General features: G+C 66.1%; 20 protein-coding genes. 6 read left to right on the forward strand and 14 right to left on the reverse strand.

Annotation, left to right across the window (positions count from 1 at the left end; genetic code table 11):
- Nucleotides 1–5: 5 nt before the first annotated feature.
- On the forward strand, nucleotides 6–929 hold the full coding sequence (locus ACSHT2_RS10300) for an SH3 domain-containing protein (protein ID WP_440641468.1): 924 nt from the start codon (nucleotides 6–8) through the stop codon (nucleotides 927–929).
- A gap of 149 nt (nucleotides 930–1078) precedes the next feature.
- Here ACSHT2_RS10300 and ACSHT2_RS10305 read toward each other — a convergent pair whose 3' ends face one another.
- A complete protein-coding gene (locus ACSHT2_RS10305) occupies nucleotides 1079–2734 on the reverse strand; it encodes a fumarate hydratase (protein ID WP_440641469.1) in 1656 nt (551 codons plus the stop codon).
- Between the two features lie 210 nt (nucleotides 2735–2944).
- Here ACSHT2_RS10305 and ACSHT2_RS10310 point away from each other — a divergent pair, with 210 nt between their 5' ends.
- From ACSHT2_RS10310 to ACSHT2_RS10320, 3 genes are all read left to right on the forward strand, one after another.
- Nucleotides 2945–3418, forward strand: coding sequence for a hypothetical protein (locus tag ACSHT2_RS10310; RefSeq protein WP_440641470.1), 474 nt, complete (start codon nucleotides 2945–2947; stop codon nucleotides 3416–3418).
- A 327-nt stretch (nucleotides 3419–3745) separates the two neighbouring features.
- The gene (locus ACSHT2_RS10315; RefSeq protein WP_440641471.1) at nucleotides 3746–3919 is read left to right on the forward strand and encodes a hypothetical protein; all 174 of its coding nucleotides are present in this window, start codon (nucleotides 3746–3748) and stop codon (nucleotides 3917–3919) included.
- A 114-nt stretch (nucleotides 3920–4033) separates the two neighbouring features.
- The gene (locus ACSHT2_RS10320) at nucleotides 4034–4708 is read left to right on the forward strand and encodes a methyltransferase family protein (protein ID WP_440641472.1); all 675 of its coding nucleotides are present in this window, start codon (nucleotides 4034–4036) and stop codon (nucleotides 4706–4708) included.
- Between the two features lie 29 nt (nucleotides 4709–4737).
- Here the strand turns inward: ACSHT2_RS10320 and ACSHT2_RS10325 are convergent, their stop codons facing one another.
- From ACSHT2_RS10325 to flgB, 9 genes are all read right to left on the reverse strand, one after another.
- Nucleotides 4738–5445 (reverse strand): glutathione S-transferase, encoded by a 708-nt coding sequence (locus ACSHT2_RS10325; RefSeq protein WP_440641473.1) that lies wholly within the window; start codon nucleotides 5443–5445, stop codon nucleotides 4738–4740.
- Nucleotides 5446–5638: 193 nt separating this feature from the next.
- Nucleotides 5639–6655 (reverse strand): Tim44 domain-containing protein, encoded by a 1017-nt coding sequence (locus ACSHT2_RS10330; RefSeq protein ID WP_440641474.1) that lies wholly within the window; start codon nucleotides 6653–6655, stop codon nucleotides 5639–5641.
- Between the two features lie 286 nt (nucleotides 6656–6941).
- The gene (gene cckA, locus ACSHT2_RS10335) at nucleotides 6942–9521 is read right to left on the reverse strand and encodes a cell cycle histidine kinase CckA (RefSeq protein ID WP_440641475.1); all 2580 of its coding nucleotides are present in this window, start codon (nucleotides 9519–9521) and stop codon (nucleotides 6942–6944) included.
- A 154-nt stretch (nucleotides 9522–9675) separates the two neighbouring features.
- Nucleotides 9676–10755: a flagellar biosynthesis protein FlhB gene (flhB, locus tag ACSHT2_RS10340; protein WP_440641476.1), complete on the reverse strand. Its 1080-nt coding sequence runs from the start codon at nucleotides 10753–10755 to the stop codon at nucleotides 9676–9678.
- 10 nt (nucleotides 10756–10765) lie between these two features.
- Entirely contained in the window at nucleotides 10766–11539 is a 774-nt protein-coding gene (fliR, locus tag ACSHT2_RS10345) for a flagellar biosynthetic protein FliR (protein WP_440641477.1), read from the reverse strand.
- Nucleotides 11540–11556: 17 nt separating this feature from the next.
- Complete coding sequence (gene fliQ, locus ACSHT2_RS10350; RefSeq protein ID WP_440641478.1) at nucleotides 11557–11820, reverse strand: flagellar biosynthesis protein FliQ; 264 nt, start codon at nucleotides 11818–11820, stop codon at nucleotides 11557–11559.
- A gap of 101 nt (nucleotides 11821–11921) precedes the next feature.
- The gene (gene fliE / locus ACSHT2_RS10355) at nucleotides 11922–12230 is read right to left on the reverse strand and encodes a flagellar hook-basal body complex protein FliE (RefSeq protein ID WP_319329711.1); all 309 of its coding nucleotides are present in this window, start codon (nucleotides 12228–12230) and stop codon (nucleotides 11922–11924) included.
- Between the two features lie 16 nt (nucleotides 12231–12246).
- Nucleotides 12247–12672: a flagellar basal body rod protein FlgC gene (gene flgC / locus ACSHT2_RS10360; protein ID WP_319329714.1), complete on the reverse strand. Its 426-nt coding sequence runs from the start codon at nucleotides 12670–12672 to the stop codon at nucleotides 12247–12249.
- 36 nt (nucleotides 12673–12708) lie between these two features.
- The gene (gene flgB, locus ACSHT2_RS10365) at nucleotides 12709–13113 is read right to left on the reverse strand and encodes a flagellar basal body rod protein FlgB (RefSeq protein WP_440641479.1); all 405 of its coding nucleotides are present in this window, start codon (nucleotides 13111–13113) and stop codon (nucleotides 12709–12711) included.
- Nucleotides 13114–13466: 353 nt separating this feature from the next.
- Between flgB and ACSHT2_RS10370 the strand changes: the two genes are divergently transcribed.
- Together ACSHT2_RS10370 and fliP are read left to right on the forward strand one after the other, a co-directional pair.
- Nucleotides 13467–14447, forward strand: coding sequence for a flagellar biosynthetic protein FliO (locus ACSHT2_RS10370; RefSeq protein ID WP_440641480.1), 981 nt, complete (start codon nucleotides 13467–13469; stop codon nucleotides 14445–14447).
- A complete protein-coding gene (gene fliP, locus ACSHT2_RS10375) occupies nucleotides 14444–15202 on the forward strand; it encodes a flagellar type III secretion system pore protein FliP (protein ID WP_440641481.1) in 759 nt (252 codons plus the stop codon). Before ACSHT2_RS10370 ends, fliP begins: the two co-directional genes overlap by 4 nt.
- 9 nt (nucleotides 15203–15211) lie before the next feature.
- Here the strand turns inward: fliP and ACSHT2_RS10380 are convergent, their stop codons facing one another.
- From ACSHT2_RS10380 to fliM, 4 genes are all read right to left on the reverse strand, one after another.
- Complete coding sequence (locus tag ACSHT2_RS10380; RefSeq protein ID WP_440642812.1) at nucleotides 15212–18928, reverse strand: tetratricopeptide repeat protein; 3717 nt, start codon at nucleotides 18926–18928, stop codon at nucleotides 15212–15214.
- A gap of 102 nt (nucleotides 18929–19030) precedes the next feature.
- The gene (locus tag ACSHT2_RS10385) at nucleotides 19031–19786 is read right to left on the reverse strand and encodes a MotE family protein (protein WP_440641482.1); all 756 of its coding nucleotides are present in this window, start codon (nucleotides 19784–19786) and stop codon (nucleotides 19031–19033) included.
- 9 nt (nucleotides 19787–19795) lie between these two features.
- A complete protein-coding gene (locus tag ACSHT2_RS10390; RefSeq protein WP_172782878.1) occupies nucleotides 19796–20242 on the reverse strand; it encodes a DUF6468 domain-containing protein in 447 nt (148 codons plus the stop codon).
- Nucleotides 20239–21441, reverse strand: coding sequence for a flagellar motor switch protein FliM (fliM, locus tag ACSHT2_RS10395; protein WP_061883026.1), 1203 nt, complete (start codon nucleotides 21439–21441; stop codon nucleotides 20239–20241). Before fliM ends, ACSHT2_RS10390 begins: the two co-directional genes overlap by 4 nt.
- Nucleotides 21442–21458: the final 17 nt, after the last annotated feature.

Consider the following 21458-nt stretch of genomic DNA (forward strand, 5'->3'; position numbering starts at 1 on the left):
GGCACATGCCCAACATCCGCCTCGTAGCGGCGACGATCCTCTGTGTCGCAGCATCGGTGGTGGCGCACGCGGAAGACACCGAACCGGCGTGGCGCGCAAGCGCGCTCGCCATGATGCCGCCAGGCTTTGTGGCCGGCACCGCTTATCGGACCGATGGCTCGACCGGTTATCTCGCCGTTGATCCCGCGACATCGAACGATCCGAAGACGCCCACGAGCGTGTTCGCTGCGCGTCAGGCCCTCGTGGTCATGCTGACGGCGGATGCGACACGCGCGGTCTCGGCGGAGTTGAAGCCACGCACCGGGCCCGATCCTGATAACGACGACACCGATTTCGCACAGTTGCACGCCGAACTCGCCGCCAAGCGCGCCAGCCTGCCCGAAGGCACCGAGCCCTGCGCTCTCGGCGCCTGGTCCATCGACAAGGACCCGAGCGGCCTCAATGTGCGCGCCGAGCCGTCGGTAAAGGCGCGTGTGCTCGGCACATTGCCGCCGCCCTATCGGCTGAAGCTCGGCGGCAGCGAGAACACGCCCGCGGGCGGCTGGCTCACCGAGTTCCGCATCATCGGTTTCAAGGATGGCTGGTTTCTGATCGAGGGCGCCAAACCGCCGGGCAAGGACTACGAGGACGACAAGAGATATCCGCGCAGCGCGCCAAAGCCCTATGCCGGGCGCGGCTGGGTCGCCTCCAACAAGGTGGGTGCAGCCTATGCCAATGGCGCCACGCGCATGGGCGGGCTGTTCCAGGCGCCCTTCGTCGATGCCAAATGGATGCCGGCGCAACGCGAGCTCGGCGGCGCGCTCGACACCGACGGCGGCCCGAAGCGCATCTTCGCGTGCAGCGGCCTCTGGGGCCTCGTCGAGAGCCACGACGGCGTCCGCGGCTGGTGGCGCGCGCTCTGCTCCAACCAGGTCACGAATTGCAGTTAGGGCCGCGGAAGCTTCCGGGCTTGTCCCGGCCATCCACGCCTTGTTCGCGGCACGAGGAACGTGGATGTCCGGGACAAGCCCGGGCATGACGGTTTCCTGCGAAGGTACATGCAACATCACTGCGCGCGTGCGCGGCGATGTAAAGCCGGTTAACCCAAATTCAACTCCTTGAAGAAGTCGTTGCCCTTGTCGTCGATGATGATGAACGCCGGGAAATCGACGACTTCGATGCGCCAGATGGCTTCCATGCCGAGCTCGGGATATTCGAGCACCTCGACCTTCTTGATGCAGTGCTCGGCGAGGTTCGCGGCGGCGCCGCCGATCGAGCCGAGATAGAAGCCGCCATATTTCTTGCAGGCCTCGCGCACGGCGGGAGCGCGGTTGCCCTTCGCCACCATCACCATCGAGCCGCCGGCGGCCTGGAACTGGTCGACGAAGGAATCCATGCGGCCCGCAGTGGTCGGACCGAACGCGCCGGAGGCATAGCCCTCGGGCGTCTTGGCGGGGCCGGCATAATAGACCGGATGGTTCTTGAAATAGTCCGGCAGCGGCTCGCCCTTCTCCAGCCGCTCGCGCAGCTTGGCATGCGCGCTATCGCGCGCGACGATCATGGTGCCGGTCATCGAGACGCGGGTCTTGATCGGATGTTTCGAGAACGTCGCCAGGATGTCCTTCATCGGCTGGTTGAGGTCGATCTTGACGACCTCGCCGCCGAGCGACTGCTCGACCTGCGGCAGGTACTGCGCCGGATTATGCTCGAGCTCCTCGAGATAGACGCCGTCCTTGGTGATCTTGCCCAACACCTGGCGGTCGGCCGAGCAGGACACGCCAAGCCCGATCGGCAGCGAAGCGCCGTGGCGCGGCATACGGATCACGCGCACGTCGTGGCAGAAATACTTTCCGCCGAACTGCGCGCCGACGCCGAGCGACTGCGTCATCTTGTGGATTTCCTTCTCCATCTCGACGTCGCGGAAGGCGTTGCCGTCGGGCGAGCCGTGGGTCGGCAGCGCATCGAGATAGCGGGCGGAGGCGAGCTTCACCGTCTTCATGCACAGCTCGGCCGAGGTGCCGCCGATCACGATGGCGAGGTGATAGGGCGGGCACGCCGCGGTGCCGAGCGTGAGGATCTTCTCCTTGAGGAAAGCGAGCAGCCGGTCCTTGGTCAGCACCGAGGGCGTCGCCTGGAACAGAAAGCTCTTGTTCGCACTGCCGCCGCCCTTCGCCATGAACATGAACTTGTAGGCGTCGTCGCCCTCCGCGTAGATCTCGCACTGCGCCGGCATGTTGTTGGCGGTGTTCTTCTCCTCGTACATCGAGAGCGGCGCGACCTGCGAGTAACGCAGATTGCGGCGGAGATACGCGTCGCGCGCGCCTTCCGACAGCGCGGCCTCGTCGTCACCGTCGGTGATGACGTTGCAGCCCTTCTTGCCCATGATGATCGCGGTGCCGGTGTCCTGGCACATCGGCAGCACGCCGCCGGCCGCGATGTTGGCGTTCTTCAGGAAGTCGAGCGCAACGAACTTGTCGTTCGGGCTCGCCTCGCTGTCCTCCAGGATCGCGCGGAGCTGCTTCAGATGACCAGGCCGCAGGTAATGATTGATGTCGCCAAAAGCCGCCTCCGACAGCGTCCGCAGCGCCTCGCGCGATACCACCAGCATGTCCTTGCCGAGGACCTTCTCGACCCTGACGCCCTCGGACGAAATCTTCTTATAGGGCGTCTCGTCCTTGCCCAGCGGGAACAGCGGGGTGTGCTTGTAGGGCGGAACGGGCTTGGACTGGTCGGGAAAGGCGGTGGGAGCGTTCATGGGGCAGATCTCGGGTTTTTGGGGCCTCGCGGGCCTCTCGGCATAGAAGGGTTCTAAGCGCATTTCGGCCAGAAAAGAAAGGGAGCGGTGCGCATGGGAGCGGCAGGCCAGGGCCGGAAGGCATTGGCACAGCTCGTGGAAATGCCCCTGCCCGCCCTTGCGCTTCGCCCGCGAGGACGGTTGAATGCGCGCCCTAAGGGGCTTTTCATCATGACTTTCAGACTGAACATTCGCGGCGCGATCACGGTCGCCGCCGCCATCGCCGGCCTTGTGGCCCTCGCCTCACCAGCGCGCGCCGACCGCTGCGACGACAGCGCCAAGGAGCTTGCAAACCAGGTCGATCGCCTGAAGGTGAATTTCCGGGCGGCCAACGTCGTCTACATGACGCACCCGGCGGCCAAGGAGCTGTCCGTCGCCTGCCGCGGCGACAAGTACTCGATCGAGCTCTATGCCAAAGGTGATCGCAAGCCCAAGCCGGAGTTCTATGCGCTGGTGGGATCGATGGCCGCGATCGTCTTCACCGTGACGAAGGACGACACGACGACGGGCGCGACACGCTGCCTGAAGCGGATGGGCCTGTTGCGCGGCGACAAGGTCAGCATGCGCTATCGCCGGCTCAACATGGAATGCACCCGCACCAAGACCGATGCTTCCATCGCCATCACCCGCGGCAAGGACGAATAGGCGGGGCGCAGCCCCGTACTTGCTGCGGATACGATGCTCATGTGGCGTGACGCAGCTCGCCACGTGCTCCGTCATTGCAAGCGAAGCGACTTGTCCGCCGAAGCCTTGGCCAAGGCGGACGCAACCCGGAAATCTCTCCGCAGAGGCAGTTTGGATTGCTTCGCAATGACGAGGAGAGGTCCCGTCGTTTCACGCAGACGGGCACGTGACGCTGCAAAAGCGGCCCATCCCACCGCACCAAATCCCTCGCATTTTAGCGATTGCCTTGAAGGAAATTTCGCTCCTCGCAGGGCAGGCTGAATTGTTTCCATATGTGAGGATTTGCGGATGAAGGTTTCCACCGTAGCGCCGCCGCCGATCGCGATCGTGGTCCCTAACTACGACACGAGCAAGCAGCAGGACGAGCAGACCAAGGCCAAGGACGAGGATCCGACCTTCAAGCCGCAACCGCCCGCGCCGCTGCCGCCGGGTCAGGGCACGCGGATCGATCAGCTTGCCTGATCAGGCCTGCCAAAGCTGAAGCGCCCGATCCGGTCGATCGGGCCTTTCGCGCGTCCGGCCGCATCTTTGCCGGATAGCCGCACCAATCATGCGCCGTTCATCCGGGACCTGCGCATGATCGCACGCCTGCTGTTGCAGAACACGATCTTCGTCGTCGCAATGGGCGCGCTGCTGTTCGCGTGCGCCGGAACACTGCATTGGCCGTCGGCCTGGACGTTCCTCGTCACCTCTGCGCTCCTCGGCCCGCTCTGCGGGTGGTGGCTCTACCGGATCGATCCGGCGCTGCTCGCCGAACGTCTGCGGCCGCTCCTGCAAAAGGATCAGCCCGCCGCCGACAAGACGTTCATGGTCGTCTTCGTCGCCGCGATGCTGGCCTGGCTGGTCGCGATGGGGCTTGACCGGCGCTTTCACCCCTCCGACATGCCGACTGCGTTGCAGGCGCTCGGCCTCGCGCTGTTCCTGGCCTCGACACTGTTCACCATGTGGGTCTTCCGCGAGAACTCGTTCGCCGCGCCCGTGGTGAAGCTGCAAACCGAGCGCGCGCAGCACGTGATCTCGACCGGTCCCTACGCCCATGTCCGTCATCCCATGTACAGCGGCATGGTGCTGTTCTTCGCCGGCGTGCCGTTGCTGCTGGGGTCGTGGTGGGGACTTGCGATGATGCCGCTCTTCATCGCCTTGCTCGCGGTCCGCATTCCCATCGAGGAGCGCACGCTGCGCGACGGCCTGCCGGGCTATACCGATTATGCGGCGCGGGTGCGCTACCGCCTTGTACCCGGCGTCTGGTGAGGACAGATCATTGTCCCCGCCCGGACCGGCTAACCGTCGAGCTCGCGATAGCGGCGGAAGATGCCCTGCTCGTTGAAGGGAATGCGGCGCTCGCTTTCGAGGTAGGCCTTGATGTTCGGCCGCGCGGCGATGCGGTCGTGCAGGCCGACAAGGCCCGGGACATCCGCCTCGAACGCCTTCATGCGCCTGGGGAAGGCATAACGCAGGCCGTCGACGATCTGGAATAGCGAGAGGTCGACGTAAGTCGGGCGGCGACCGGCGACATAGGTGCCGCCGCCCCCGTCGAGAAGCCGCTCGAAGTAGCCGAGATATTTCGGCACGCGCTCCTCCCAGAACTCGGCCGTGCGCTTCTTCGCCGGTGCCTTCTGGTCCTCATAATAGAGCGAGGGTCCGAGCGGATGATGAGTGTCGTGGATCTCGACGACGAAGTCCGTGATCGTGAGCTGAAGCTGGTGCACCCAGAGCCTGCCGGGTTCCGTCTTCGGCGCAAGCCCATGGCGGCCGCCGAGATAGAGCAGGATGTTGGCGGTCTGACCGATGACGAGCTTGCCTGCTTTGAGGAACGGCGGCGCAAAGGGCGGCGTGCCCTTGTGCGCGTCCATCATCTTCATCATCGCAGCAGTCCCGCGCGGACCACGCGCGACATCGACGTAAGCGGCCCCCGCCTCCTCCAGCGCCAGCCGCACATATTCGCCGCGGCCCTGGATCTCGGGCCAGTAGTAGAGCTCGTATTTCATGGGAGAGGTCCGTCAGCTTGGGGGCACGGAACCAATGTAGCACTCGCCCCAAGGTTCCGTCAGCGTCGCAGCGACGCCTGCCGCTAATCACTCCGTCATTGCGGGCGCAGCGACGCGTGGAGAGAGCGGTGGGCCCAAAGAAAAAGGGCGCCGTGCCTGAGCACGACGCCCCTCCTTGTCAAATCGCGAGCGATCAGCTGGCCTGCTGGATCGCCGACAATTCCCAGCCGGTGCCCGGCCGTCGGGCGAAGGTCCAGACTTCGGTGGCCTCGCCCGGCTGCTCGCTGCCGGCAACGACAGCGCCGGTATTGCGGTCGACCGTCTTGTCGGAGAGCGCGAAGCGCAGCGCCACCGTGGCGTAGTCGGTCTCGCCTTCCCGCCAGGCTTCCGCGAGGTCGCCCTGCAGCAGCTTGACGTTGGTCACCTTGTTGACGACGTTGCGCGCGCGGTTCTGGGCGAGGTCCTGCTCGAAATAGGAAACCATCTCCGGCGTCGCGAGCGTGTGCAGTTTGGCCACGTCCTCGTTCGACCAGGCGGTCTGGACATCGCCGAGCAGGCGCTCGAACGCCTCATAGTCGTCCGGCTTGATCTCGAGCGGCGCGTTGTTGGCATTGCCGCCGAAGCCGAAGCCGCCAAGACCACCGCCGAGCCCGCCAAGAGCGCTGCGCTGGTTCGCCTGCGGTCCCGGACCGGCACCTGCGTCAGCATTGGCATAGGCCGTTCGAGGCGCGTGGCGGCGCTGCCACCAGGACATCGCCAGCCGCACCACCAGCACCACAAGCGCGATCTGGATGATCAGGCCGAGGATCGAGGACAGTCCGCCGAGGCCGCCGAACAGGCCGCCGCCGAACAACATGCCGAGCAGGCCGGCGCCGAGGAAGCCGGCCGCAAGGCCGCCCAGGAAACCGCCGCCGCGGCCGAACAGGCCGCCGCGCGCGGGCGCGGAAGCAGCCGAATTCATGCCTGCGCCCGGCTGGGCGTAGGTGCGGTTGAACTGCGAGGTCGAGCCCGGCGCGGTCGTGGTCGACGGCGGCGCCGAATAGGTGCGCGAGCCGCGCGAACCCGACGAGAAGCCGCCGCCGGCGCGGGCGTCGGCGGACGAGATCGTCAGCGCGGTCGGCAGCGCAAGCGCCAGCACGACGGCGAGCGTCTTGAAGAGACTGCGGGAGCGTTGCGAGAAAGTCATGTTCGTTTCCCAAATCCCCGGCATGGGGACGTGCGCTTAAGATGGGCAGACTTCCCGAAAAGTGAAGCCGGTTTCGGAGCGAGCGGCTGCGGCCCTCAGTCGCGGGGATGTGGCAAAAGCCCATATTTGGCGGGGGCTTGACGGGATGCGGGAGGGAACCGAGGTCGCCGGTTACCGTCGCTATTGCGACAAATATTCCGCTTTCTCCTCGTCATTGGGAGCGCGGCGGAAGCAATCCAGAAGCCCTCCGAGGGAGCAGCCTCGATAGCTTCGTCGCAAGGGCTCCTCACGATGACGGCTTTGAGGCTCCTCACCCCTGCTTCGTCATCGTCTCCTTCACCGCCGCAACGAGCTGGCTGAGCGTGAAAGGCTTCGGCAGGAAGTCGAACTGCTGGCCTTCGGGCAGGCTCTTCTCGAAGGCGTCCTCGGCGTAACCGGAGACGAAGATGAACTTGATCTCGGGATTCTTCTCCCGCATCGCCTTCAGCAGCGTCGGGCCGTCCATCTCGGGCATGACGACGTCGGAGACGACGAGATCGATGGCCCCGCTCTGCTCCTCCAGCACCTCCATGGCCTCGACGCCGTTCTCGGCCTCGACCACGGTGTAGCCGCGCGAGCGCAGGCCGCGCGCGTTGAGCGCGCGCAGGCCCTCTTCGTCTTCGACCAACAGGATGGTGCCCTGCCCGGTGAGATCGGTGCGCGGCTTGGCCTCAGCCGGCGCCGCTTCCTTCGCGGTGCCGCCGGTCGCGCTGATCGCGGCTGCGGGCTGCTCGGCCTGCGCGTCCTGCTCGGCGTGATGGCGCGGCAGGAAGATATGGAACGAGGTACCCTGCCCCGGCTCGGAATCGACATAGATGAAGCCGCCGGTCTGCTTGACGATGCCGTAGACGGTGGAGAGCCCGAGGCCGGTGCCCTTGCCCACTTCCTTGGTCGAGAAGAACGGCTCGAAGATCTTGTCGCGGATGTCGGCGGGAATGCCGGTGCCGGTGTCGGCGACCTCGATCCGGACATAATCCGCAGCCGGCATGCCCTTGTAGGCGAGCTTGCCTGCCTCCTCGGTGGCGATGTTGGCGGTGCGGATGATCAGCTTGCCGCCGTCAGGCATGGCGTCGCGCGCGTTCACCGCGAGGTTGACGATCACCTGCTCGAACTGGGAGACGTCGACCTTCACCGGCCAGAGGTCGCGGCCGTGGACGAGGTCGAGCTTGACCTTCTCGCCGATCAGCCGGCGCAGCAGCATGGTGAGATCGGACAGCGCGTCGCCGAGATCGAGCACCTGCGGCCGCAGCGTCTGGCGCCGCGAGAATGCGAGCAGCTGCCGCACCAAGGTCGCGGCGCGCGTCGCGTTCTGCTTGATCTGCATGATGTCCTGGAACGACGGGTCGGTCGGCTTGTGCGCGTTCAGCAGGAAGTCGTTCGCCATCATGATGGCGGACAGCACGTTGTTGAAGTCGTGGGCGATGCCGCCGGCGAGCTGGCCGACCGTCTCCATCTTCTGGGACTGGTTGATCTGGTTCTCCAGCGCGCGCCGCTCGGTGGTCTCGAGCATGTGCACGATGGCGGCTTCCGCCTCGTTTTCGGCCGTATCGACCGGCGTGACGAAGAACTGGCCCCAGCGCTCCTTGGCCCCTTCCAGCGCCACCTCGACCGGCGCGATGTCGGCCTTGCCTTCGGCGGCCTGGTTGATGGCCGTGATCAAGAGGTGCCGGTCGCGCGAACTGACCGCGCGGAAGATCGACTTGCTGGCGCTGTCGAGCCCTAGCGCCTGCCCGAGCTTGGCATAGCGCGCATTGGCGCGCACGACATTGCCCGCGCGATCGACGGTCGCGATCGCCATCGGCGTGTGGTCGAAGAAGCGCATGAAGCGCACTTCGGCGGCGCGGTCGGGGTCGCTGCGCTCGTCGCGGGCGCGGCTGATCACGAGCGTGCGCGACGGCCCCGGCGCACCGTCGGCGCCGAAGGCGAGCTTGTGATAGAGCCGCACCGGCATGGTCTTGCCGGTGCGCATGCGCAGGTCGATGTCGAAGACTTCGGTCTTCACCTCGCCCGGCACCGCCACGATCGAGGTCAGCAGCGAGGCGCCGTCGCCGGAGACGATGTCGGTGAGCTTCAGGCCGCCCGAGCCGATCTCGGCGAGATCGTAGTCGAGCCAATTCGCCAGCGTCGCATTGACATAGGCGAGCTCTCCGGCCGGATTGACCGAGAAGAAGCCGCACGGCGCGTGATCGAGATATTCGATCGCGTGCTGGAGCTCCTGGAACACGTCCTCCTGGCGCTCGCGGTCGCGGGTGATGTCGGCGATCGACCACACCGCGTATTTCGCCTCGCGCTTTCCGGTGCCGAGCGGGCGCACCCGCATGCGCAGCCAGCGGCCCTGGCTGCCGTCATGGCCGGAGATGCGCACCTCCTCCTGCTGCCGCTTGCCTTCGCGGGCGGCCTTGAGCAGGCGGAACACCGCTTCGGAGACGTCGGGGTTGCCGATGAAGACGCGCTCGACGGGACGCACGTCCTGGGGGCCGCTGGCGCCGGTCAGCGTCAGATAGGCGGCATTGGAATAGACCACGTGCCCGCGCGCATCGGTGACTGCGAGCCCGTCGAACGCGTGATCGGAGATGCGGCCAATGATGGGATCATCGAGATTGCGGTCCGCGAAGCGGATGATGCCGGCGGCGAAGGCGAACAGGTTGAACAGGCCGACCATCGCCAAGACGGCGAGGGTGCCGAGGATATAGGGCTGCGCCTGCGCGCGCCCGAGCGTCATCAGCCCGACGGCGACCGCGACGAGGCCGGCGGCCACCAGCAGCACCAGCGCAATGCTGCCCGAGCGCGGCGACGGCTCGTGCGCCGCAACGGGCTCGCGTGTGAGGTCGTGGTCGGTCTCAGCAGTCATCTCGAGCTGGCGCAGCCTGTCGGCAGAGAATCAACGCGTTACGGGGCGCGTGGGGTCCTCCCTGCCTGAATCGGACCCAGGGGTGCAAGGGCAGCACGGGCGAAAGGTACGCTGATTCCCAGATTAGGGCCATTTCCGGTACTTTCCGGGTGTTTTATCCCCGCCCGGCGCTGAATCCGCGCCTCAGCCGCATGACGTAGCCGATGACTTCGGCGACCGCATGATAGTGCTCGGTCGGGATTTCCTGGTCGATGTCGACCGTGGCGTAGAGCGCGCGGGCCAGCGGCACGTTCTCCACGATCGGGATGTCGTGCTCGCGCGCGATCTCCCGGATCTTGAAGGCGAGGTTGTCGACGCCCTTGGCGACGCAGATCGGCGCCGACATGCCGCGCTCGTAGGACAGCGCCACCGAATAGTGGGTCGGGTTGGTGATGATCACCGAGGCCTTGGGAACCGCCGCCATCATGCGCTTCTTGGCGCGCTGCTGCCGCAACTGCCTGATCTTGCCCTTGATGTGCGGGTCACCTTCGGATTGCTTGTATTCTTCCTTGATCTCCTGAAGCGACATCTTCTGGCGCTGGAACCAGCTTCGGTACTGGAAGAAATAATCGGCGATGGCGATGATCGCGAGCGCCGCGACCACCGCGCCGAGCAGATGAATGGTCATGCTGGTGGTCGCGCCGAGCATGGCGGCCGGATCGAGCCGGACCATCGCCTCCATGCGGTGCCGCTCCGGCCACAGGACCATGGTCATGATCGCACCGAGCAGGACCAGCTTGCCGATGCCTTTGAGAAAATTGGCGGCCGCCTGCTTGCCGAAGATGCGCTTGAAGCCGGCACCGGGCGAAATCTTGTTGAATTTGGGTTTCAGGGATTCGGCCGACCACACCAGGCGGTGCTGGAGCATGTTGCCGGCAATCGCCGCCAGCATCAGCATCAAGAGGGGCACGCCGACGGCCGCGAGCACGACGAATTCGATCTGCTGCATCAGCGCGAGCAGAGCCTTGCCGTCGGTCTTGATCATCCAGGAATTGGCGAGCAGGTTGCGCATCGGCGTCAGCAGCCCGCTGCCGACCGAGCCCGAGAAGGTCGAGACCACGAGGGTGCCGCCCGCCATCATGAACCAGGTGTTGATCTCCTGGCTCTTGGCCACGTCGCCGCGTTCGAGCGCATCGTCAAGGCGCTTTTGCGTCGGGTCTTCTGTTTGACTCTCGGGATCGTTGTCTTCCGCCATCGATCGATCCCTATTGCTTGAGCGGCATCATCTGGTGCATGACACCGATGAAATAATCGAGAAACGTGCCCATCATCGCGGTCAGCACCACGACGAGCACCAGGAAGCCTGCGAAGATCGACAGCGGCACGCCGACGAAATAGACCTGCATCTGCGGCATCAACCGGGCCAGCACGCCGAGCCCGATGTTGAAGACGAGGCCGAACACCAGGAACGGTCCCGAGAGTTGCAAGCCGAGGCTGAACGCGGCGGAGAAGGCACGCGTTGCCAGCGAGGCGATGTCGCCGCTCGATACGGTCTCGCCCGGCGAGAAGATCGTATAGCTGTCGTTCAGGGCCGCGATCACCAGATGATGGCTGTCGGTGGCAAACAGCAGCGTCACCCCGAGCATGGTCAGGAAGTTGCCGACCAGCACGCCCTGCTGTCCCTGCGTCGGATCGACCGACGTGACGAAACCGAGCCCCATCTGCTGTGCGATCACGGCCCCGGCGACCTGAAGCGCCGACAGCGTCACGCGCGCGGTCGCGCCCAGCACGATACCGATCGCGATCTCATGCAGCATCAGGACCAGCAGCGGCGCGAGCGAGCCCATGTCGACATGGTAGGCGTTTCGATGCAGCGGCAGGATGATCAGCGTGAGCAGCAGCGCGATCGACAGCTTTATCCGCGTCGGGATGTTGGTCTCGCCCAGCCCTGGCAGCAGCATCACCATCGCGCCGACCCGGGCGAAGGCGAGCATGAAGGAAGCGGCGAGCGCCGGCAGCAGCGAGACGTCGATGCGCATGATCTACGCATCTTGCCTTAGCCGCCGATGATTCGCGACGATATACGCATCATGTGGGCGTGGAGCGCGTCGGCCATGAACGGCAGCGCCAGTAGCATCGTGGCGAAGATGGCCAGTATCTTCGGCACGTAGATCAGCGTCTGCTCCTGGATCTGCGTCAGCGCCTGGAACAGCGATACGATGACGCCGACCACGAGGCCGACCACCATCAGCGGCGAGGACACGATCACGATGGTCCAGATCGCATCGCGCGCGACGTCGAGGGTCTCAGGTCCGGTCATTTGGCAGTTCCGCTGTTCGTTGATGACTAGAGGGAAACGAATCGCGAGCAGCGAATGGCGAATGGAAAACGCCCCCACTCCCTACTCGCCACTCCCCCAATTCAGATCGGCATCTTCAAGATGTCTTCATACGCCGCGATCACGCGGTCGCGGACCGAGACCAGCGTGGACACTGCCACGTCGGTGTCTGCGACCGCCGTCACCACATCCATCACGTTGGCCTTGCCGGCGGCCATCGCCACCGTCTGCGCGTCGGATTTGCGTCCGGACTCCATGACGCTGCCGACGGCGTCCTTCAGCAGCGAAGCAAAGGATTGCCCGGTCGGCTCGCTGCCCTTGCCGGCGCCGCTGTTCTCCAGCACGCGGGCAAGGTTGGCGTAGGCGTTCGCGGCGATTGTCGGTGATGCCATGGCTCAGATGTCCTGTTCAGCTCTTGAGGATGTCGAGCGTGCGCTGGATCATCCGGCGCGTCGCACTGATGATGTTGAGATTGGCTTCGTAGGACCGCTGCGCGTCGCGCATGTCGGTCATCTCGACCACCGAGTTCACGTTGGGATATTTGACGTTGCCGCTCGTATCCGCAGCCGGATTGTTCGGCTCGTATTTGACGCGGAAGTTGGACTGGTCGGGCTTGATCCTGCCGAGAGTGACGACCTGCGCGTCGAGCGTGCGGTCGAGCGCGGAGGAGAAGGTCGGAACCTTGCGCCGATAGGGATCGCCGCCGGCGGTCTGCGCCGTCGAGTCGGCATTCGCGATGTTTTCCGAGATCACCCGCATGCGCCCGGCCTGGGCGCGCAGGCCGGAGGTGGCGATCGCCATCGAGCGGGCAAAGTCGCTGCTGTCATTCGCCATGATGCGCCTCTAGCTCTCCTGGTTCCGGAATCACGCCTAGGCCTTGCCGATCGCGGTCTTGAGCAGGCGCAGGCTCTTCGAATAGAGCGAGGTCGCCGCCGCATAGTCCATCTGGTTGCTGGCGGCCTTCATCATCTCCTCCTCGAGATTGACGGCATTGCCCGCGGGGCGGGTCTCAAAGCCGGCGTTCTTGTCCTGGTCGAATGCGGAAGCGGCGCCTGATGAGGTCATGTGCGAGGCGCTGGTACGGGTCAGGGCCAGCGGCCCCATGCCCCCCGTGACGGCGCCGGTCCTGTCGAACTTCGGCTCGACCAGATCGCGCGGCCGGAATCTGGGGGTGTCGGAATTGGAGACGTTCTCGGACAGGACGCGCTGGCGCTCCTGGTGCCACTGCATCTTGGTGCGAAGCGCCGACAGCACCGGGAGGTCGTTGATGGACATCGTCGCGGCTCCTTCCGCCCCTTGCGGACCTTGAGGTCCGAAGCTAGGCAGAATTTGCCGCCTGTATGGTTAACAGCTGGTTAAGGACGATCTCGATGTATGTCCCCGAGCGACACACCATTTCTGCACGCCCGTGATTCTACGCCTCGAAAAGTGGCATTAACCCAACCGTTTGGCGGTGCGTACACAGGGCAAGAAGTCGTTTTGGATCGGGCGATTCATGGGTTATTAAGAGTTGGGGACGGCAAAACTTGCCGTGGAACGTTAAGAAATCGCAGCTTGGGGCATCGTACGCCGGTGGTTGGCGCATCTGACCATGGGCACGAGAAAAGCGCCATTTGTCGGGGACAAGTATGCAAGGCAGCCCTATCACCTTCATCGTCGCGTTCATCGTCGTTCTGGCGTTGATCGGCGTCGCTGCATGGCTGGTTCGCCGATTCGGCAGCAGCCGGCTGGGCGCCAACACCCAGCGCGGCAGGATGCCGAGGCTCGCCGTGATCGATGCCGCCGCGGTCGATGGCCGGCGCCGTCTGGTGCTGGTCCGGCGCGACAATGTCGAGCATCTCCTGATGATCGGCGGCCCCACCGACATCGTCGTCGAGCCCAATATCGTTCGCGCCGCGCCCAGCCGCGACCAGCTCCCGCAGCGTCCCAACGCCGCCGAGCCGCCGCGCCTCGCCCCCATGCCCGACCTCGCCGGGTGGGCCGACGAGGCGCCGCGACCGGAACTGCTCGATCATCCTGAGCCGCAAATGCCCGAGCCGCCGCCGCGGCCCGCCCGCCCATCCTTCGCCGACGAGGTGCGCCGGCCTGCTCCTGCGCTGGCCGAACGTCGCGGCGAACCGCCCCTGGGAGGCTTTACACCCGAGCCGATCGCGCCACGTCCCGAGCGCGAACCTCGGCCCGAGCCCCTGCCGCCCCGCATCGCTCGCGGCGAACCGCCGCTGATGCCGCGTCCACCGCGCCAGAGTGAGCCGATGAAGATGCCGCCAGTGCGCCCCGAGCGCGCCGCTGCACCAACGCCGCCTCCGCCCGTGCCGCAGGCGCCGCCCGTTCCGCCGCCGGCATCGGCACCGGCCCCTGCACCCTCGAGCGCCGAGCAGAATCTCGCCGAAATGGCGCAGCGGCTAGAGGCTGCGCTGCGCCGCCCGGCGGGCGAAACGACCGCGCCTCCAGTCGCACCGGAGCCGCCGGCCGCGCCCCCGCGTGCGGCCCGCAGCGAGCCGCCGGCGCCACCCGCCCCGGCAGTGAAGCCGGCCGCGGAAAAGACCAGCTTTGAAAATCTCGAAGACGAGATGGCCTCCCTGCTCGGCCGTCCGAAGCCGTCTTCGTGAGGTTGCCGACCCTCCCGCGTAGAGTTCTTTTCCTTTCTGTCCTGATCGGCGCGGCATCGCTCGCGATGCCGGCGCATGCCCAGGACATCAGCATCAATCTCGGCGGCGGCGCTGGCGGCGGCGGCGTCACCGAGCGCGCGATCCAGCTGATCGCGCTGCTCACGGTGCTGTCGATCGCACCGTCGATCCTGATCATGATGACGTCGTTCACGCGCATCGTGGTGGTGCTGTCGCTGCTGCGCACCGCGTTGGGCACCGCGACCGCCCCGCCCAACTCGGTGATCATTGCGCTCGCGATGTTCCTCACCTTCTTCGTGATGGGCCCGGTCCTGCAAAAATCCTACGACGACGGCATCCGCCCGCTTGTCGCCAACCAGATCGGCGTCGAGGACGCGCTCCAGCGCGCCTCCGTCCCCTTGCGCGGCTTCATGCAGAAGAACGTGCGCGAGAAAGACCTCAAGCTGTTCCTGGATCTGTCGGGCGAGCCGCCGCCGGCCACCCCCGACGAGCTCGCTTTACGCATTCTCGTTCCCGCCTTCATGATCTCCGAGCTGAAGCGCGCGTTCGAGATCGGCTTCCTGTTGTTCCTCCCCTTCCTGATCATCGACCTCGTCGTCGCCTCGGTGCTGATGTCGATGGGCATGATGATGCTGCCGCCGGCGACGATCTCGCTGCCGTTCAAGCTGATCTTCTTCGTGCTGGTCGACGGCTGGTCGCTGGTCGCCGGGAGCCTGGTGCAGAGCTACGGGGGGTAAGGGAGGCCTCTACCGGGTCATCTTGATCTGCCGCACGACCGGGATCGTGGGCAGCGAGCCGGTGTGGTCGGACTCGTCCTTGGCCTGCGGCGAGCCCGGCGCGCGCGCCGTGGCGTCTGGGAAGCGCTGCTTCATCTCGCGCAGGAAGCCGTCGAGCGTATCCACGCTGGCAGCCAGCTTGGCGATCTCTGCGAATTCGGCGCTCGAGGCTGCGGCCGGCTTGCTCGCGACGTCGAAGGCGAGACGGTCGGCGCTCTCGCTCATCAGCGGCGCGTACTTCTCGCGGAAGCGCGACAGGCCGATCGAGTCGTCCGCGAGCGCATAGCCGACGGCGGCCCGGATGATGTCGCTCTTCTCGACCGCATTGAGCGGTTTGAAGTCGCGGAACCGGTCGCCGTAATAGAGTTCGATCTGCTCGGCGGACTCGCGCCAGCGCCGCGCCGCCCAGAAGATGTCGGAGCGAAGGCGGAGCACTTCGCGCCCGGAGACGTTGGAGACGATGTCGAGCGCGAGATCGTGACGGCCGACGTCGCTCTGTGCGCGCGCTTCCAGGAGCAGGCGCTGCTGCCGGAGCTCGCCGGAGAGATCGCTGATGCGGCTCGCGCGCAGCGCGGTGATCGCCATGTCGGGCTTGCGATTGGCGAGATAGATCATGGAAAGCCGCGCGGCGACCTGGGCGCGTGCCGCGCCTTCAAGGCGATGATCGACCTGGTATTGCAGGAGCTCGGCGGCCTGGTCGAGCAGATCGATCGAGGCGAGACGGTCGGCGAGCCGGCGGATCAGCTCGTCGCCGCGGCGGCCGATCGGCGTCAGCTCGCGGAACTCGTAGAACATCCCGAGCGCCTCGACCGGCGGCAGTTCGTCGCCCTTCGGCCCAAGGAATAGCTGCGTGAACAGCTCGGAGGCGAGATCCTGAGCCTGACGCGAAGCTTCGGCGTTCGGCTGAAGCCTCGTCGCGGTGCGCGCGGCGGTGAGCGCATCCCGGTAACGCCCGTTCTCGGCATACAGCTGCGACAGCATCTGGAGCGTCTTGACCTCGGTCGTGTCGCCGCGCCAGGTCATCGACAACGTCTCGAGTTCGCGTAGCGCCTCTTCCTTGCTGATCTCGTCGCGCTTCTGACGCAGTGCGACGTCGAGCTGCTTGGCCTCGGCCGCAGCCTGCCGGTCGCTCGAGGCGACCGCGAACTTGTAGTCGTCCAGCGCATCCTTGTCGTGGCCGAGCGCCTCGGCGAGCCGGCCGCGCAGCACGGCGAATCCGGGCGCAGCCTCAGGCGGGACACCGACCACCTCGAGCTCGCTGCGGCGCTTGGAGGCGCCGGCATAGTCCTTCACCTCGAGCGAGGCGCGCATCGCGTCCATCGTCACGATGCGCTGGATGTCGAGTGGCAGAGAGGCGATGGCGAATTCGACGTTCTTGAACTTCTCGCGCGCGTCCGCCCATTTGCCCTGGCGCGCATAGGCGAGCGCCTTCCAGAGCTGGGAATCGTGGCTGTTGCCGATCACGGGATTGGCGAGGTCCTTCAGGCCCTGCGCCGGCCGGCCGATCAGGATGCTCGCGATCGCATGCATGATCAGCGCGCCGCTCTCCTCCTTGTTGAGGGGATCGCTCAGCATCACGTCGGTGACGGCCTTGGCTTCGTGATACATGGCACGCGACATGTAGAACTGCGCGAGGTCGAGCCGCGGCAGCGAACGCAGCGCCGGTTCGACCGCCGAGATCGCCGTCAGCAGCTCGCTCTGGCGCGCCATGAAGTTTTCCGACTGGCCCTTGCGCCAGCCTTCGGGGCTGAAGATCGGGCGCACCGCGGTCGGCGCCCGCTCGGCCGAGATGTCCACCGGCGAGAGCGTCAATCCCCCCTTCTTGCCGACAATCACCTTGTCGGAGCCGACCTCGACGCCGACCTCGTCGGAGTTGGGCCGGATCGCGATGCCATGCGCGGATTCCAGGAGCGAGAGATCGACGAGGTCCTGCCGCTTGATGAAGCCGCGCACCGGCCGCTGCGCGGTGACGACGTAGAGCGTATCGCCGGCATCGGGGTCGGTGAGCTTGTGCAGGAGGCCCGGATTGGCGAAGGGAATCGCGATGTTGGCGAGCGCCGGATCGGTGATGTTGCGCGACATCATCAGCGGCAGCGGCGTCGCCTGGATCTTGTCGGCGAGCGTCAACAGCCAGTTGGTCTCCTTGCCGACCTCCTCGCTCGTCAGCGAGTAGACCAGCGGACGGGTGAGACGGATGCGCACCGCCTGCCCCTTGTCGAGCGGGATGCGGCCGACCTCGCCGATCATCGCGCCGCCCTTGGTGCGGATCGCCTCGACATCGATCGGCTTCGGCGTATCGAACACCAGCCATACCGTATCGCCGCGGCGGAACGCCGCCGCCGGCGTTGCGACCTGAAGCGGGAACGTCACGCGCAGGCCGTCGCTGTCGCGGCGCGCATCGACGCCGGCGATGGCCGGCGGCGCGTCCGGGGCCGCGAGCGCAGCCTTGACAACTTCCTTGACCGGCTCCTTCGCGGCCTCTTTCGGCGCATCGGCCGGCGCCGGCTTGGCAACCGCCGCCGCAGCTTCGGGAGCGGGCGGCGCCGGCTTCGCAGCGTCCTTGGGCACTTGCGGAGCAGGCGCAGCTTCGATCGCGGGAGCGGCCGCCGGTTTCGGCGCCTCGGTGGACGGCAGCGTGGCGGGCGCTTCCGGCTTCACCTCGGGCCTGATGTCGATCTTGGCTTCGCGCGCGATCGTCTCCGAGGTCGGCGGCGCGATCTCGATGCGGGGATCCTTCGGCTTCTCGGCCGCCGGTTTTTCCGGCGCAGGCTCCGGTCCGTGACCGGCGGGCTTCATCTGCGCGATCACCGCCTCGGGCGTCGCGGCCGTCTTGCCCTTTTCGGGCTGGAAGGCGACGTCGACGACATAGTTCTTCTCGTCGCGGAACGAATGCACGTCTGAATCGCCGATCAGCGCGATCTCGACATTGGTCTGGTCGATGTCGGCCTTCTGCTTGATCGAGGCGACGTTCGGCGGCGCCGCGACGACCGCGTCCGCCAGGTCGAAATTGAGGTTGGCGTTGAAGACGAGCGTGAGCTTCTGCTCGTTGAGCACGGAGGAGACGCCGACGCCGTCGGGCATCTCGAACACGAAGCGCACGAACGTCGGCTGCACCGAGGCACGTACGCGGATCTGCGGCCGCTTCCTGGCCTCGGCGGCGGCGCGCTGAGCGCGCAGCGCGCGCTCGGCCACGCGTGCGCGCTCGGCGAGTTCCTTGACCACGTCCATGGGCAGACTCGGCGGCGGTCCCTTCCAGCCTTCGGGCAGCAGGTCGACGAAGGTGCGCTCCCCGGCGTTCATGGTGTTGACGGTGACGCGCCGCGCCAGCGACAGGCGGATCGCACTCCCGTCCGGGTCGCGGCGGGCGGAGTTGACGTAATCGGGCGCACCTTCCGGAATTCGGTCGACGGGAACGTCGACCGGCCGGTCGAAGCGGATCACGAGGATGGAGCCTGCGGTCGTCACCTCGGACGGAACGTCCTCGCCGAGCTTGATGACGAGACGGGCAAAGCCGCCGCCGGCGGAAAACGTCGCCTCGCCCCTGATCGGATCGGCCGCCCGGGCCGGGGCCGCGAGGCCAATCAGGAAACAGGCCGCCAGCAAGGGCGCTGTTCGGACATGACGCGACAATCCCCGCGCCACTGCGCGGGCTCGCGACACAAATCCAGCGGCAGCCTCTCGCGCCATTGGCGGCATTTCTTCCGGTTCGGCGGTCATGCCGGCACTGGCGCCGGCCCGTGCCGTCGAATTTAAGGTTTTGCCGATTAAGGACTTCTTAAGTATGAGCCCTCAGTTCGGCTTTTGCGTCGGCTTGCCCTCGATCTTGGGAAGATCGCCGGCCGAGGCCGACTGATCGCCGCCGCCATTGGCGCGGCGGGCCATCTCGACCGTCAGCCGCTCGGCGGCCTCCGACGACATCAGCCCCAGGATGTCCGACATTTTGCGTGGCGCGATGGCCGAGGCGATCTCGATCAGCACGCCCATCTCGAGCCGGTCGAACACCCGCGCGGCATCCTTGGGCTTCATCCCCTCGTACATGGTCACGAGGCCCTTCATGCGCTGGGCTTCGGCGGCCTTCTGCTCGGCCTGCGTTGCGGAGATGCGGGTTTCCACCGCCTTCATCTCCTCGACCTTGTTCTCGATGCGCTTCTCGGCGGACTTGAGCAGGCTTTCGCGAATGTCGATCTCGCGCTGGCGGGCCTCGATCTCCTGCCGCCGCGCCTGCAACCGTTCCAGGATCGCACGCTCCGAGGCCGAGACCTGCGGCTGGCCTTCCTCAATCTTGACCACGGTGCCCTCGGGCTTGGTCTCGGGCGCGGCGGGCTTCGGCGCCTCCTTCGGCGCACCATGGGTCGATCCGGTGATGTCGGGGTCCTCGCGACCGGTCGGGAAATTCAGGTTCTCCTCGGCCCAGGACTTCTGGTTCGGCTTGTAGTCGAAGACATAGCCGCCATTGATCGCAAGGCCCGCCACCTTCAGCGTGGCGAGGCCTGCGACGGCGACCAGGACGACCGGAATGACGCGGATGTTACGAAAGGACTTCATACCCAGGCTTTATGCGGCAAGGCCGTTGGATCGCCGGCGCTCGGAGAAGGCTTCGGCCGCAGCCGCCACTGCCTTCGCCGTCGACGGCTTGGCCGCGGGCGCGGCAACTGTTTCGGGATTGGTCACGGGACGCGCGGCGATCGCGATCTTGGACAGGCGCCGCACCACGTTGTCGGCCTCGCCGAGCTGCTTGTAGAGCTGGTCCGACATCTGCGTCGCGGCGGCGAGCTGGCTGCCCAGGTTCTCGTTCACGTCGCGCACGGCGAGCTTCAGCCCGCCGATCGCGCGCTCGGCGATCTCCGTCGCTGTGATCAGCTCGCCGATGACCGCCTTCAGCGAATGCTCGTCCGCCTTCAGCCGCGTCAGCCTCTTGTTGAGCATGACGCAGTAGACGATCGTCAGCATCAGCAGGATAGCCACCAGCGTCTCGATCGCCATTCCCAGGGAGTGGTTCATGGGGCCTCCATCATCTTGTTCTGCTCGTCCACCTTCTCGAACATCGCAAGTGTCGTACTTGGCTTGCGCAAGGGTTTCGTCACGCGGATCGCGACGCGGTCGCCGACCCGGCCCATCCGCCCCTCCGTCAGCGTGACGTCGCCGCAGCGCACGGTGACGTTGGCGTCGGCGCGCATGTCCAGCGGCAGCGTGTCGCCGACCTTGAGCCGCATCAGCTGCTTGAGCGGAATGTCGGCCTCGTAGAGCACCGCATCGACGGCGATCTCGGCCTGCACGATCTCGGTGGCGAAATGGCCCTCCCAGACCGGGTCGCGGCCGAACTTTTCGCCCATGAACATCTGGAGCAGGACGCCCCGGATCGGCTCGATGGTCGCGTAAGGCAGCAGCAGCTCGATATTGCCGCCGCGGTCTTCCATGTCGATGCGCAGGCGGACCAGGATCGCGGCGTTGGCGGGACGGCTGATCGCGGCGAAACGCGGATTGGTCTCGAGCCGGTCGATCGTGAAGGTCACCGGCGACAGCGGCCGGAACGCCTGCTCGGCATCGGCCAGCACCACCTCGACCAGCCGCTTGACCAGCTCGGTCTCGATCGTGGTGTAGGGCCGGCCCTCGATGCGGAGCTGGCTGGTGCCGCGGCGGCCGCCGAGCAGCACGTCGATCATCGAATAGATCAGGTTGGAATCGACCGTCGCCATGCCGAAGTTCTCCCACTCCTCGGCCTTGAAGACAGTGAGGACGGCGGGCAGCGGGATCGAGTTCATGTAGTCGCCGAAGCGCACCGAGGTGATGCGGTCGAGCGAGACTTCGACGTTGTCAGAGGTGAAGTTGCGCAAAGACGTCGTCATCAACCGCACCAGGCGGTCGAAGACGATTTCGAGCATCGGAAGACGCTCGTAGGAGACCATCGCCGAATCGATGATCGCGCGAATGCCGGAATGATCGTCGAGCGTGACGTCGCCGACCGTGAAGCCGAGGAGATTGTCGATCTCCTCCTGCGACAGCACCCGCTCGCCGGAGTTCTTGCCGGTGCCGAGATCGCGGCTGCCGTCCTCGACCATGGCCGCCCATTGCAGGGCCATGGTTTCCGATAGTTCGTTCTCGGCAGCAGCCTTCGCGGCCTCGGCGGGATCCTCGGAATCGAGCGAGGCCTCCCACTGGGCGGCAATTGCATCCTGGTCGACCTGGTCGTTGCCCGCCATGATCCCTAGTCCGCCAT

Origin of the sequence: Bradyrhizobium sp. PUT101 (assembly GCF_052043945.1) — a bacterium.
Classification (GTDB): domain Bacteria; phylum Pseudomonadota; class Alphaproteobacteria; order Rhizobiales; family Xanthobacteraceae; genus Bradyrhizobium.